Below are 13,982 nucleotides of genomic sequence, written 5' to 3' on the forward strand. Positions count from 1 at the left end.
GCGCTGGTCAAGCCCCTGCGCAAGCTGCGCGACGGCGAAACCGTGGTCTTCTCGCCCGACCTGTCGGCCACGGTCGAGGGGCGGGGCGAGGGGGCGGCGCTGCTGCGCTTCAACCTGGCGGGCGACGATTTCGACGCCGCGCTGGATGCGGCGGGCGCGATGCCGCTGCCGCCCTACATCGCCTCGAAACGCGCCGCCGACGCGCAGGACCGCACCGATTACCAGACGATCTGGGCCGCCCGCGCGGGCGCCGTCGCCGCGCCCACCGCCTCGCTGCATTTCGATGACGCGCTGCTGGCCGCCGTGCGCGCGCGCGGCGTGGATCTGACGCATGTGACGCTGCATGTCGGCGCGGGCACGTTCCTGCCCGTGAAGGTGGACGATGTCAGCCAGCACCGCATGCACGCCGAATGGGGCGAGGTGACGGCGGATGCCGCCGCCCGGATCGCCGCGACCCGCGCTTCGGGCGGTCGCGTGATCCCGGTCGGCACCACCGCGCTGCGCCTGATCGAAAGCGCCGCGGCGCGGGGGGCCATCGCGCCCTTTCGCGGCCAGACCGACATCTTCATCCGCCCCGGCCATGTCTTTCGCGTCGTCGACGGGCTGATGACCAATTTCCACCTGCCGAAATCCACGCTGATGATGCTGGTCTCGGCGCTGATGGGGGTGGATCGGATGCGCCGCGTCTATGCCCATGCCGTCGCGCGCGAGTATCGGTTCTTCAGCTATGGCGACGCGTCGCTGCTGCTGCCCGACGCCGACGGCGCGCGCGGCTGAATTGCGCGATTGCGCCGCGCCCCCGCACCCGGTACGGGCGCGGCAAAGGAGACGGCGATGTTCAAGGTGCTGACCGGCGGATGGGCGCTGTTTCTGGGCATGGGGTTCCTGATGGTCGGGAACGGCATGCAGGGCACGCTTCTGGGCGTGCGCGGCGCGATCGAGGGATTCTCGACCGGCGAGATGTCGGTCATCATGTCGGCCTATTTCGTGGGCTTTCTGGGCGGATCGCGCCTGGCGCCCGAAATGATCCGCCGCGTCGGCCATATCCGCGTCTTCGCCGCGCTGGCCAGCTTCATCTCGGCGGTGCTGATCCTCTATCCGTCGATCACCGACCCCCTGGCCTGGACGCTGCTGCGGGTGCTGATCGGGTTCTGCTTTTCCGGCGTCTACGTCACGGCGGAATCGTGGCTGAACAACGCCGCCACGAACGAAACGCGCGGGCAGGCCCTGTCGGTCTACATGATCGTGCAGATGCTGGGCATCATCGCCGCGCAGGCGCTGCTGGTGACGGGCGATCCGTCGGGCTTCGTGCTGTTCGTCATCCCCTCGGTGCTGGTGTCGCTGTCCTTCGCGCCGATCCTTCTGTCGGTCGCCCCCACGCCCCCCTTCGCCGCCGCCAAACCGATGAGCCTGCGGCGGCTGTTCCGCTCGTCGCCGCTGGGCTGCATGGGGATGCTGCTGACGGGCGGCGTCTATTCGGCGCAGTTCGGCATGGCGTCGGTCTATGGCGCGCTTCTGGGGCTTTCGGTGGCCGAGATCGCGCTTTTCGTCGGCGCGATCTATGCGGGCGGGCTGCTGTTCCAGTATCCCATCGGCTGGATGTCGGACCGGCTGGACCGCCGCAAGCTGGTCCTGGCCGCGTCGGTCGCGGCGCTGGCGGTGTCGGTGCTGGCCGCGCTGGTGCCCGAACCGTCGCTGACCCTGCTGATGGCGGCGGGATTCGTGCTGGGCGGCATGACCAACCCGATCTACTCGCTGCTCATCGCGCATACCAACGACTATCTGGCGAACGAGGACATGGCCGGCGCGTCGGGCGGGCTGATCTTCATCAACGGCATCGGCGCCATTGCCGGGCCGCTGATCATCGGCGTTCTGCTGGAATGGCTGGGCCCGCCCGGATTCTGGGCGTTTCTGGGGCTGATGATGGGGTGCCTGGCCGCCTATGCCGGCTGGCGGATGACCCGCCGGCCGACCGCCGACGAAACCACCGCCTTCGTCGCCATGACCCCCGCCAGCACCGCCGTCGCGACCGAGGCCGCGCAGGAATGGGCGCAGGAAAAGACCGAAAACGCCGGGGCTTGAAGGCTTGCCCTCGCGCGGCGCGCGGCGCAAGCTGTCCCCGAATGCGAGGAGATGGATCATGCCCCGTCCCGACGATGTGCTGCGCTTCTGGCTGGACGAGGTCGGACCGGACGGCTGGTATGTCGCCGACGACGCCCTCGACGCCACCATCCGCGACGGCTTCGGCGCGCTGGTGGACCGGGCCGCCGATGGCGGGCATTGCGACTGGGCGACGACCCCCCGCACGGCGCTGGCCTATCTGGTCGTCGCGGACCAGTTTTCCCGCAACGTCCATCGCGGCGACGGGCGCGCCTATGCCGCCGACCGCTGGGCGCGCGCCATCGCCAAGCTGGCGCTGCGGCTGGGCTGGGACATGGCCGTGCCCGAGCCCGGACGGCAGTTCTTCTATCTGCCGCTGATGCACGCCGAAAGCCTTCAGGACCAGGAACGCGGCGTGCGCCTCATTCTGCTGCGGATGCCGCGGACCGGCGCGCAGAACCTGCTGCATGCCCGCGCCCATCGCGAGGTGATCCGCCGCTTCGGCCGCTTCCCGCACCGCAACGCGGATCTGGGCCGTGCAACCACCGCCGCCGAAGCCGCGTTCCTCGACCAGGGCGGATATGGCGGCGTCGTGCGCCGCTTGCAGGAGGGTTGAAATGAAAAGCATGTGGACATGGACGGCGGTGCTGCTGGTGGGACTGGCGATCGTGGTGATCTATCCGTTCCTCAGCACCAGCGTCGCCGCCGACATCGACACGCCCGGCGTCTATCCCCAATGGGTGATCCCGGTCGGCTATTTCCTGATGCTGATCGGCGCGGGCGGTCTGGTGGTCGCCTGGATGGCGCGGCGCGCGCGCTGAGGGTCCGCCCCGCATCCCGCCAGTGACCCGCGATCGCACCGACTGGCCGCTGGTGGCGATGCTGTTCGTCGCGGGCCTGCTGGCCGCCGCGCAGTTCAGCAAGGTGTCGCTGTCGCTGGCCGAACTCGGCCGCGCCTACGAACGCGCGCCCGAATCGCTGGCGCATCTGGTGTCCATCGTCGGGCTGGTGGGCATCGCCTTCGGCGTCGTCGCGGGGTCGTTCGTCGCGGCTTTGGGCGCGCGGCGGGTGTTGCTGGGCTGCCTCGTCCTCGGCGGCGCGCTGTCCCTGGCCGAAGCCGCGCTGCCCGCCATCGGCTGGATGACCGCCCTGCGCGTCGCCGAGGGCGCGTCGCATCTGGGTCTGGTCATCGCCGGCCCGACGCTGATGGCCGGCGCGGCGGGCGACCGGGACCGGCCCGTGGCGATGGCGATCTGGGCCACCTTCTTCGGCGTGTCCTTCGGTCTGACGGCGCTGCTGCTGCCTCCGGTCCTGTCCGCCGGCGGCCTGCGGCTGATGTTCGTGCTGCACGGCGTGGGGCTGCTGGCCATCGCGGCGATCCTTGCGCCGATGCTGCCCCGCCAGCGGCGCGCGGCGCTGCACTTCGACCCGGTCCGCATGCACCGCGCGATCTATGGCACCGCGCATCTGGGCGCGCCGGGGCTGGGGTTCGTCTTCTATACGCTGATGTTCGTGGCGCTCATCACCTTCGTGCCGGGGCTTCTGGGGCGTCCGGGCCTGGCCGCGTCGCTGCCGATCCTCAGCCTGGCGGGGACGTTCGGCGCGGGCTGGATCGCGCGCCGCATCGCGCCCGATCTGGTGATGGCGGCGGGGTTCGCGGGCACGGCCCTGCTGGCGCTGGCGCTCTGGTCGGGGATCGACGCCGCGATCTGGCCGCTCTTCGCCGCGATGGGGCTGGTGCCGGGCGGCGCCTTCGCGCTGATCCCGTATCTGAACGCCACCGCGTCCGACCGCGCGCTGGCCACGGGCGGCATCGCGCAGATGGGCAATGCCGGCACGACATTCGGCACGCCGTTCTTCGCGCTGCTGCTGTCCCTGGGCGGTTTTCCCGCAGCCTGCGCCGGTCTGGCCGCCCTTGCCGTGGCCGGATTGGCCACCGTGCTGCTGCTGCGCCGCGCGACGCAACGCACCCGGTCACGTCTCGCGTGATCGTTCCTCATCCGTTCCCGTTCGCCATTGGAGATTGCGCCTCCTGCCGCTATGTAACGCGCATTGGTTAAGGGGTGGCTTATGGCCGAGCTGAAGAACATCGAGGTGCGCGGCGCGCGCGAGCATAACCTCAAGAATATCGACGTCGATATCCCGCGCGACAAGCTGGTGGTCATCACCGGGCTGTCGGGGTCGGGCAAGTCCAGCCTGGCCTTCGACACGATCTATGCCGAGGGCCAGCGCCGCTATGTCGAATCGCTGTCGGCCTATGCGCGCCAGTTCCTCGACATGATGCAGAAACCCGATGTCGACCATATCAGCGGCCTGTCGCCCGCCATCAGCATCGAACAGAAGACGACCAGCAAGAATCCCCGCTCGACCGTCGGCACGGTGACGGAGATCTACGACTACATGCGCCTTTTGTTCGCGCGCGTCGGCACGCCCTATTCGCCCGCCACCGGCCTGCCCATCGAGGCGCAGCAGGTGCAGGACATGGTGGACAGGGTGATGGCCATGCCCGAAGACACGCGCGGCTATCTGCTGGCGCCCATCGTCCGCGACCGCAAGGGCGAATACCGCAAGGAGTTTCTGGAGCTTCGCAAACAGGGCTTCCAGCGCGTCAAGGTGGACGGGCAGTTTCACGAACTGGACGACGCGCCGACGCTCGACAAGAAGTTACGCCACGACATCGACGTGGTGGTGGACCGTCTGGTCGTGCGCGAGGGGCTGGAAACGCGGCTGGCCGACAGCTTCCGCACCGCGCTCGACCTGGCCGACGGCATCGCCATCCTCGAAACCGCCGTTCCCGAAGGGCAGGAGCCCGAGCGTTTCACCTTCAGCGAAAAGTTCGCGTGCCCGGTCAGCGGCTTCACCATCCCCGAGATCGAGCCGCGGCTTTTCAGCTTCAACGCGCCGTTCGGGGCCTGTCCGGTCTGCGACGGTCTGGGGGTCGAGCTGTTCTTCGACGAACGGCTGGTCGTGCCCGACATGAACCTGAAGATCTCGGACGGTGCGCTGGCGCCGTGGCGCAAGGGCAAGTCCCCCTATTTCCTGCAAACGATCGAGGCGATCGCCAAGCACTACAAGTTTCCCCAATCCGCCAAATGGAAGGATCTGCCCGAAGACGTGCAACGCGTCTTCCTGTACGGATCGGGGAAGGAAGAAATCGCCTTCCGCTATGACGAGGGCGGGCGCGTCTATCAGGTCAGCCGCCCGTTCGAGGGCGTGATCCCCAACATGGAACGCCGCTATCGCGAAACCGACAGCGCCTGGATCCGCGAGGAATTCGAGCGCTATCAAAACAACCGCCCCTGCGGCGCCTGCAACGGCTTCCGCCTCCGCCCCGAGGCGCTGGCCGTCAGGATAGCGGGCCTGCATGTCGGGCAGGTGGTGCAGATGTCCATTCGCGAGGCCGCCGCCTGGTGCAAGGCCGTCCCCGAAACCCTGACCGTGCAGAAGAACGAGATCGCCCGCGCCATCCTGAAGGAGATCCGCGAGCGGCTGGGCTTTCTGAACAATGTCGGGCTGGAATACCTGACGCTTGCGCGCAACGCCGGAACGCTCTCGGGCGGGGAATCGCAGCGCATCCGCCTGGCCAGCCAGATCGGGTCGGGTCTGACGGGGGTGCTCTATGTTCTGGACGAACCCAGCATCGGCCTGCACCAGCGTGACAACGACCGGCTGCTGACGACGCTCAAGAACCTGCGCGACGCGGGCAACACCGTGATCGTGGTCGAGCACGACGAGGAGGCGATCCGAGAGGCCGATTATGTCTTCGACATCGGCCCCGGCGCGGGCGTCCACGGGGGCCGCGTCGTGGCGCACGGAACTCCGACGGAAATCCTACAGGATTCTCACAGCCTGACCGGCGATTATCTCGCCGGCCGCCGCGGCATCCCGGTGCCCGCGACGCGCCGCAAGGGCAATAAGAAGTCGGTGAAGGTCGTCAACGCCACCGGCAACAACCTGCAAAACGTCACCGTCGATTTCCCCCTGCGAAAATTCGTTTGCGTGACGGGGGTTAGCGGTGGCGGCAAATCCACCTTGACCATCGAGACGCTGTTCAAGACCGCCTCCATGCGCCTCAACGGCGCGCGCCAGACCCCCGCGCCGTGCGAGACGATCAAGGGGCTGGAACATCTCGACAAGGTCATCGACATCGACCAGCGCCCCATCGGCCGAACTCCACGTTCGAATCCAGCCACTTACACCGGGGCCTTCACCCCGATCCGCGACTGGTTCGCGGGCCTGCCCGAAGCCAAGGCGCGCGGCTACAAGCCCGGCCGGTTCAGCTTCAACGTCAAGGGCGGCCGCTGCGAAGCCTGCCAGGGCGACGGCGTCATCAAGATCGAAATGCATTTCCTTCCAGACGTTTACGTCACCTGCGAAACCTGCAAGGGCCAGCGCTATAACCGCGAGACGCTGGAAATCCGCTTCAAGGGCAAGAGCATAGCCGACGTTCTCGACATGACGGTCGAGGACGCGCAGGAATTCTTCAAGGCCGTGCCGTCCATCCGCGAAAAGATGGACGCCCTGATGCGCGTCGGTCTTGGCTACATCAAGGTCGGCCAGCAAGCCACGACGCTTTCGGGCGGCGAGGCCCAGCGCGTGAAGCTGAGCAAGGAACTGGCCAAGCGTTCCACCGGCCGCACGCTCTATATCCTGGACGAGCCGACGACCGGTCTGCACTTCGAGGACGTGAAGAAGCTGTTGGAAGTGTTGCATGAATTGGTCGAGGCGGGCAATTCGATGATCGTCATCGAACACAATCTCGACGTGATCAAGACCGCGGACTGGCTGATCGACATCGGCCCCGAAGGCGGCGATGGCGGCGGCCGGGTCGTGGCGACCGGCACCCCCGAACAGGTCGCCCAGGTCGAGGCCAGCCATACCGGCCGCTACCTTCGTCCGATGCTCGAACCGCGCAAGGTGGCCGCGGAGTAGGAGTTGCCCGGCGCGGCCCCATGACTGCGCCGGACAGGGGCCAAGCTATTGCTGCCCCTTGTAGATTGCCACCAGCCGGTCGAACATCGCCATCGCCTCGGACCGTTCGCGCTGGAAGCTGTTGCGCCCGATGATCGACCCGTTGCCGCCGCCGTCGCGGATGGCGCGGGCATCGTCATAGACCGCATCCTCGCCCTTCTTGGCCCCGCCCGAGAACACGACGATCCGCCGCCCGTTGAACGCCGACCGCATGCATTCCGCCACCCGCGCCGCCTGGGTCGAAATGTCGATCTGCTGCTCCTCGAAGACCTTCCTGGCCTCCTTCAGCTCCAGATGGTCGGTGGACAGCTTGATCTTGATGATATGCGCGCCCAGCAACGCCGCGATCTGCGCGGCATAGGCGGCAATGTCCACCGCAGTCTCGCCGTCCTTGCTGATCGCCTCGCCGCGCGGGTAGGACCAGATGACGGTGGGCAGGCCCAGGCTGGCCGCCTCGCGCCGCATCTCGGCGATCTCCTCGAACATGTCGAGCGCCATGTCCGAACCGGGATAGATGGTGAAGCCGATCGCCGCGCAACCCAGCCGCAGCGCGTCCTCGACGGTGCCGGTGATCGCCTGGTTCTTGCCCGCGGTATCCGACATCAGCGAATTGGCCGAGTTCACCTTGAGGATCGTGGGGATCTGCCCTGCGAACGTGTCCGCGCCCGCCTCCAGCATGCCCAGAGGGGCCGCATAGGCGTTCAGCCCCGCGTCGATGGCCAGCTGATAATGGTAATGCGGATCGTAGGCAGGCGGGTTCGGGGCGAAGGTGCGCGCCGGTCCGTGCTCGAACCCCTGATCGACGGGCAAGATGATCATCTTGCCGGTGCCCTTCAGCCGCCCGGTCATCAGCATCTGGCAAAGCCTGGCCTTCACGCCGGGCGTCTCGCCCTCGTAATTGGCAAGGATCTTGCGGACGGTGGTCGAGGCTTTCATGGCGATCTCCTGTCAGATGTCGCCAATGCGATAGGCATGGGCGGCCCTGGGCGCAATCGGTTTGGCGCTAACGGCCGCGCGGAATGTCGACTGCTATCGCGCGCCGAACCGCGCCGGCAGATCCCGGCTCAGCCAGTTATCCAGCGCGTCGCGTGCGGCGCGGGCCCTGGCCTCGTCCCAGGCGGCGCGCCCCGCCTCGTCCGCGCGCGCGGCCCGCGCCTCGACGGCGTCCAGCAGGCCGCGCGATTCGCCATCGCCCGCCGCCGCGCCCAGCGTCGCCCAGTAAAGCGCGCGCTCGTAATCGCGGCGCGCGCCCGACCCGCTGAGGGCATCGGCGGCGGCGTCGCGGATTTGCGCCAGCGTTTCGGGCGCGGCAGGCGGTTCGGCCCCGTCGCGCTGCAAGTCGAGGATGCGGGCGAAGGACAGATCCGCCTCGATCCGGTCCAGCAGCGTCGGGGCGCCATCGGCCCCCAGCGTTCCGGCATCCAGCGCGCGGCGATAGGCGGCGGCGGCGTCCTCCTTTGCCAGTGCCTCGGCCAGCAGAAGCGCCGTTTCGCCGTCCGTCCCGGCCTCGGGCCCCGACAGCAGCGCGATTGCGGCGGCGAGGTTGCGCGGCGCGCCGGTGCCGGTGGCCAGCGCGCGCCCGACGCGCAGCCGGTCCTCGGGCGAAAGTGCCGCGGCCCCGTCGCCCAGCGCCTGCCGCAGCAGATCGGCGGGAATTGCCGCGCGCGCCTGTCGCGGCGCAAGGTCGGCCAGGGGTTCCAGATCGTCGAAGGCGCGGCGCGGATCGCGTTCATAGGCGGCGAAATCCAGACGGCGGCTTTCAGCAGGATCGAACCCCGTCTCGACGACCATGGATCGGGGATCGTCCAGGAATTGCGGCCAGATCGCGGTTACGCTGTCGGCGAAATCCTGTTGCGCGGCGTTCAGCGGCGCGCCCGCGTTCAGCTCTGTCAGCCCCTGCCGCAGCACCGCGCCCAGTGTCGCCGCGCCCGTCGCGTCGTCGGCGAAGGCGGGCGGCAGGAATTGCCGCGCCATGTCCCAGCCGCCCAGATTCTCGATACGGATACTGCCCGAGGACAGATCGGCGACCAGGTCCGGTTCGGCCTCGGGGTCGTCCGATCCATCCCGAACCGAGACATAGGCGAAATCGGCCGACGCCTCGATCGCGGCCACACCGTCGATCTGCGCGAACAGCGTCGCGTCGGCGCTGGCCGATGGCAGGTCGTAATCCAGATCGACCGCCAGCCGCGGCACGAAAAGCGGGCCGAGGTCCATCGTCTCCGGCAGAACGCGGGCAGGGGGCGGCAGGCAGGTCAGCGGCACCGTCACGCCGCCCGCCTCGATCCGCGCGCGCAGACGGTCGGGCCGCGCAAAGCCGCCCGTGCGGAGCACCAGCCGGTCCGCCGCGATCCGGCAATCTTCGGCATCGGCATGATCCAGCGGCGGACGCAGCGACACGTCCGTCAGCGTCGCGGTGCCAGCCCGCAGATCGACGGCAAGGGCCGAATAGGTCAGATCGACCTGACTGCGCAGCGCCACGATGCCGGTCTGGATCAATTGCTGCGCCACGCGGTCGGGCGCCAGCAGTTCGGCCCAGCCCAACGGACCCTCCTGCGCGATCAGGGTGCCCGGCAGCAGGATCGTGGCGATGGCAAGGCGTTTCATCACGGGCTCCGTTCGGATTGGCGGCCCATGAAACGCGGCCCTCGCAGCGCGCGCAAGTCCGTTCAGCCCAAGGCCGCGACGCCCGGCAAGGTCTTGCCTTCCATCCATTCCAGAAACGCGCCGCCCGCCGACGAGACATAGGTGAAGTCCTGCGCGACGCCCGCCTTGTTCAGCGCGGCGACGGTATCGCCGCCGCCCGCCACCGATACCAGCCGTCCGTCCCGCGTCAGCCGCGCGGCTTCCTTGGCGGCGGCATTCGTGGCCGCGTCGAAGGGCGGGATCTCGAACGCGCCGAGCGGGCCGTTCCAGATCAGCGTGCGGCATTCGCCCATCGCCTCGCGGATCCGCGCCACGCTTTGCGGTCCCGCATCTAGGATCATCGCATCCTCGGGGCAGGCATCGGCGGGCAGGGTGCGGCTTTCGGCGTTGGCGCGGAACTCGGCCGCGACGACGACGTCCTCGGGCAGCAGGATGCGGCAACCGGCCTCGTCCGCCTTCATCACGATCTCGCGGGCCGTCTTCGCCATGTCGTGCTCGGCCAGCGACCGCCCGACATCCAGCCCCTGCGCGGCCAGAAACGTGTTGGCCATGCCGCCGCCGATCACCAGAACATCGACCTTGCGCACCAGGTTGCCCAGCAGGTCCAGCTTGGTCGATACCTTGGCGCCGCCCACGACCGCCATCACCGGCCGGTCGGGCCGACCCAAGGCACGGTCCAGCGCGGCAAGCTCCTCGGCCATCAGCAACCCCGCGCAGGACGGCAGCAGCCGCGCGACACCCTCGGTCGAGCCATGCGCGCGATGCGCGGCCGAGAATGCGTCGTTGCAATAGACGTCGCCCAATGCGGCCAGGTCGCGGGCGAACGCCGGATCGTTGGCTTCCTCGCCCTCGTGAAAGCGGGTGTTTTCCAGCAGCAGCACATCGCCCGCATCCATCGCCGCGACCGCCTGGCGGGCGGCATCGCCGATGCAATCCTCGGCAAAGGCGACGGACCGTTCCAGCGCCCGTTCCAGCGCCGGCACGATCTGGCGCAGCGACATGTCAGGCACGCGCCTGCCCTTGGGCCGGCCGAAATGCGCCAGCAGCACCGGCTCGCCGCCCGCATCCAGGATGGCCTCGACAGTGGGCACGATCCGCTCGATCCGGGTGGCGTCGGTGACGCGCCCGTCCTCGACCGGCACGTTCAGATCGACGCGGACCAGCACCGTCTTGCCGTTCAGGTCCATCTCGTCCAGCGTTTTCCAGGCCATCGCCGTCTCCATCCTCGGGTGGGCCGTTCATCGCCCAAGGCCGGCCCTTGCGCAAGGTTTCGCCTTTTCCTTCGCCGCGTCCCTGCCTACGTTGACCGCGACCCGGAAAACAGGAGGGCCGCATGGCCGAGATCAAGGATCCCGAGAACACGATCATCATCGAGCTGAAGGACGGCCCCGTCACGGTCGAGCTTCTGCCCGATGTCGCGCCCAAGCATGTCGAGCGGATGAAGACCCTTGCGCGCGCCGGCGCCTACGACAACGTGGTCTTCCACCGCGTCATCGACGGCTTCATGGCGCAGACGGGCGACGTGCGGAACGGCAATGCCGAGAAGGACTTCAACATCCGCAGCGCGGGCACCGGCGGGTCCGACCATCCCGACCTTCCGGCCGAGTTCAGCAAGCTGCCGCACGACCGGGGCACCATCGGCGCCGCGCGCTCGTCCAGCCCCAATTCGGCCAATTCGCAGTTCTTCATCAACTTCGCCGACAACAACTTCCTCAACGGTCAATACACCGTCTATGGCCGTGTCATCGACGGGATGGAGCATGTGGACAAGATCGCGCGGGGCGAACCGCCCGCCGATCCCGACCGCATGCTCAGCGTCAAGGTGGCCGCCGATGCTTAAGCTTGCCACAGCGCTCAGCCTCGTCGCCGCCCCCGCCTTCGCCGTCGGTCTGAACCTCGAGATCGCGGGCGAGGCGGACGGCACCATCGCCATCGAGCTTTTCGACGATGCCGCCCCCGCCCATGTCGAGCGGATCACCACGCTGGCCGAACGCGGCGCCTATGACGGCGTGGTCTTTCACCGCGTGATCGACGGGTTCATGGCCCAGACCGGCGACGTGCAATACGGCCGCATGGGTCAGGACATGCGCCTTGCGGGCACGGGCGGTTCGGACCTGCCCGACCTGCCGGCCGAGTTTTCCGATCGCCCGTTCGAACGCGGCACGGTCGGCATGGCCCGCTCGTCCGATCCCGACAGCGCCAATTCGCAGTTCTTCATCATGTTCGACGATGCCCCGCATCTGGACGGGCAGTATACCGTCGTCGGCAAGGTGACGGACGGGCTGGACGTGCTGGACGCGATCAAGCGCGGCGAAGGCGCGAACGGCGCCGTCATCGGCCAGCCCGACATGATCGAAAGCGCGACCGTCACCGACTGACGCCGCTTCAGGTGCCGCAGAAGGTCGCCGTCACCTCCTCGCCCGGCCGGGGCGGGGCGGCGAAGACCGGATCGTCCTGGAACGGCCGCGTCACGGCGGCCAGCAACGCGTCGAAGAAGGACAGATCGCCGTCCACCGCGGCGGCGATCGCTGCCTCGACATGGTGGTTGCGCGGGATGACCGCCGGGTTGACGGGATCGGCCTCGCGGCGGTCGGACCAGCGGGCGGCCCAGGCATCGAACGGGGCAGGGTCCGCGAACCCGGCCCGTGCCGTTCCGTCCGTCAGCCCCCGGAAGGTCAGCGTGAAATCCGCGCCTTGCGCCGCCATCGTGCCCAGCAGCGTCTGGATCAGGTCGGCATCGCCCGGATCGGGCGTAACCAGCCCCAGCTTGGCCCGAAACACCCCAAGCCAGGCGTCCCCGAACCGCGCGGGAAAGCTGTTGACCATCTCGGTCGCGCGGGGGATCCCGGCCTCGCCGCCCATCAGCGGCAGCAGGGCCGATGCGAACTGCGCCAGGTTCCACACGGCGACGGTCGGCTGCGCGGCATAGGCATAGCGGCCGAACCGGTCGATGGACGAAAACACCGTATCGGGGTGATAGGCGTCCATGAAGGCGCACGGCCCATAATCTATCGTCTCGCCCGAGACGGCCATGTTGTCGGTGTTCATCACCCCGTGGATGAACCCCAGCCCCATCCATCCCGCGATCAGCCGCGCCTGCGCGTCGATCACCGCATCCAGCAGGCCCCACGCATCGCCCGCCTGCGGATGAAGCCGCGCGATGACGTGATCGGTCAGCGCCGCCAGCCCGTCGGTGTCGTTGCGCGATGCCAAATATTCATAGGTGCCGACGCGCACATGGCTGCGCGCCACGCGGGTCAGCACCGCGCCGGGCAGGGGCCGTTCGCGCAGCACCGTTTCGCCGGTCGCCACCGCCGCCAGCGCGCGCGTCGTGGGGATGCCCAGCGCGTGCATCGCCTCGCTGACCAGATATTCGCGCAGCACCGGGCCCAACCAGGCGCGTCCGTCGCCACCCCGGCTCCACGGGGTGCGGCCCGCGCCCTTCAGCACGATGTCGCGGCCCGCCGCCTCGCCCAGAAGCACCGCGCGGCCGTCGCCCAGTTGCGGCGACCAGCCGCCGAACTGATGGCCCGCATAGGCCTGCGCGATGGGAAGCGTGCCCTCGGGCACAAGGTTGCCCGCCAGGATCTGCAACGCCTCGTCCCCGCGCAGCCAGCCGGGCGGCAGCCCCAGCTCGGCCGCCAGCGCGTCGTTCGCAGCCAGAAGGCGTGGCGCGGCGACGGGTGTGGGCGCGGTGTGAGACCACATCCGGCCGGGCAGGTCGGCATAGCGGCTGACGGTGATCGGTGCGTTCTGCATGGAACTTCTTTCGCTGGCGCCTTTCAACATGGGTCGCGCGCAACCGGGCAGCAAGTGGGCGCGCCGTCCTTCGGCAGATCGTCCGGAAATGCCCCGATCCGCAGGGCGACCTTTGTGCGCACTTCTTCCATTGTCGCAATGAGGCGGTTGACATGCACCGGAAGGACGGACGCTTCGGGGTCGTAGCGCAGAAGCAGATAGTCGCGCCGCCCTGTCATCGCGCGCAGATCCGCACGGGTCTTCTTGCGAAGGACCAGTCCCGTTTCTGACGCCAGGTCGAACATGCGCGCAACATTGTGCAGGCATGCCCGGATGTCGCCAGGATCGTGGCCGCAGCTCCGCAGCCAGGCGTTAAGATATAGCTCGATCGCATGCAGCGCGCAGTAGCGCGCGGGAAACCGGGCCAGCGGCCTTCCGCGCGCGCTGCCCTGCAACAACAGCAGGGCGGACGCCCGATAGGCCTCCGCAAGATCGAAGATCGCGGCGGACGATGCCATGCTGCCCGGATA

13 protein-coding genes are annotated in these 13,982 nt (G+C 68.5%); 8 read left to right on the forward strand and 5 right to left on the reverse strand.

Translation table 11 applies throughout. The annotated features are described in order from the left end of the window. The 6 genes from queA to uvrA form a co-directional block, all read left to right on the forward strand. The coding region (gene queA / locus OCGS_RS03580; protein WP_040610472.1) for a tRNA preQ1(34) S-adenosylmethionine ribosyltransferase-isomerase QueA at positions 1 to 777 on the forward strand (777 nt) is incomplete at its 5' end. A 57-nt stretch (positions 778 to 834) separates the two neighbouring features. Continuing rightward, positions 835 to 2,082 carry an MFS transporter gene (locus OCGS_RS03585; RefSeq protein ID WP_007425862.1) on the forward strand — a complete coding sequence of 416 codons (1,248 nt, stop codon included), beginning with the start codon at positions 835 to 837 and terminating at the stop codon, positions 2,080 to 2,082. Between the two features lie 58 nt (positions 2,083 to 2,140). Beyond that, positions 2,141 to 2,716 carry a DUF924 family protein gene (locus OCGS_RS03590; RefSeq protein WP_007425863.1) on the forward strand — a complete coding sequence of 192 codons (576 nt, stop codon included), beginning with the start codon at positions 2,141 to 2,143 and terminating at the stop codon, positions 2,714 to 2,716. A 1-nt stretch (position 2,717) separates the two neighbouring features. After that, entirely contained in the window at positions 2,718 to 2,921 is a 204-nt protein-coding gene (locus OCGS_RS03595; protein WP_040610473.1) for a hypothetical protein, read from the forward strand. 22 nt (positions 2,922 to 2,943) lie between these two features. Then, entirely contained in the window at positions 2,944 to 4,089 is a 1,146-nt protein-coding gene (locus OCGS_RS03600) for an MFS transporter (RefSeq protein WP_007425865.1), read from the forward strand. Between the two features lie 81 nt (positions 4,090 to 4,170). Next, a complete protein-coding gene (uvrA, locus tag OCGS_RS03605; RefSeq protein WP_007425866.1) occupies positions 4,171 to 7,032 on the forward strand; it encodes an excinuclease ABC subunit UvrA in 2,862 nt (953 codons plus the stop codon). 45 nt (positions 7,033 to 7,077) lie between these two features. On the opposite strand, the gene OCGS_RS03610 is transcribed toward uvrA, so the two are convergent. The 3 genes from OCGS_RS03610 to OCGS_RS03620 all read right to left on the reverse strand — a co-directional run bounded on the left by OCGS_RS03610 (position 7,078) and on the right by OCGS_RS03620 (position 10,925). Further along, complete coding sequence (locus tag OCGS_RS03610; RefSeq protein ID WP_007425867.1) at positions 7,078 to 8,007, reverse strand: class I fructose-bisphosphate aldolase; 930 nt, start codon at positions 8,005 to 8,007, stop codon at positions 7,078 to 7,080. A 93-nt stretch (positions 8,008 to 8,100) separates the two neighbouring features. Continuing rightward, positions 8,101 to 9,675 carry a hypothetical protein gene (locus OCGS_RS03615; RefSeq protein WP_007425868.1) on the reverse strand — a complete coding sequence of 525 codons (1,575 nt, stop codon included), beginning with the start codon at positions 9,673 to 9,675 and terminating at the stop codon, positions 8,101 to 8,103. A gap of 62 nt (positions 9,676 to 9,737) precedes the next feature. Then, entirely contained in the window at positions 9,738 to 10,925 is a 1,188-nt protein-coding gene (locus tag OCGS_RS03620) for a phosphoglycerate kinase (RefSeq protein WP_040610498.1), read from the reverse strand. Positions 10,926 to 11,047: 122 nt separating this feature from the next. Here OCGS_RS03620 and OCGS_RS03625 point away from each other — a divergent pair, with 122 nt between their 5' ends. Together OCGS_RS03625 and OCGS_RS03630 are read left to right on the forward strand one after the other, a co-directional pair. Beyond that, positions 11,048 to 11,554 (forward strand): peptidylprolyl isomerase, encoded by a 507-nt coding sequence (locus OCGS_RS03625; protein WP_007425870.1) that lies wholly within the window; start codon positions 11,048 to 11,050, stop codon positions 11,552 to 11,554. Then, positions 11,547 to 12,092 (forward strand): peptidylprolyl isomerase, encoded by a 546-nt coding sequence (locus OCGS_RS03630; RefSeq protein WP_007425871.1) that lies wholly within the window; start codon positions 11,547 to 11,549, stop codon positions 12,090 to 12,092. Before OCGS_RS03625 ends, OCGS_RS03630 begins: the two co-directional genes overlap by 8 nt. Positions 12,093 to 12,099: 7 nt before the next feature. On the opposite strand, the gene OCGS_RS03635 is transcribed toward OCGS_RS03630, so the two are convergent. Together OCGS_RS03635 and OCGS_RS03640 are read right to left on the reverse strand one after the other, a co-directional pair. Continuing rightward, the gene (locus tag OCGS_RS03635; protein WP_007425872.1) at positions 12,100 to 13,473 is read right to left on the reverse strand and encodes a protein adenylyltransferase SelO; all 1,374 of its coding nucleotides are present in this window, start codon (positions 13,471 to 13,473) and stop codon (positions 12,100 to 12,102) included. A 23-nt stretch (positions 13,474 to 13,496) separates the two neighbouring features. Further along, positions 13,497 to 13,970, reverse strand: coding sequence for a HEPN domain-containing protein (locus OCGS_RS03640; protein ID WP_007425873.1), 474 nt, complete (start codon positions 13,968 to 13,970; stop codon positions 13,497 to 13,499). Positions 13,971 to 13,982 lie beyond the last annotated feature (12 nt).

The sequence above is a fragment of the Oceaniovalibus guishaninsula JLT2003 genome (genome assembly GCF_000299575.1).
Taxonomy (GTDB): Bacteria; Pseudomonadota; Alphaproteobacteria; order Rhodobacterales; family Rhodobacteraceae; genus Palleronia; species Palleronia guishaninsula.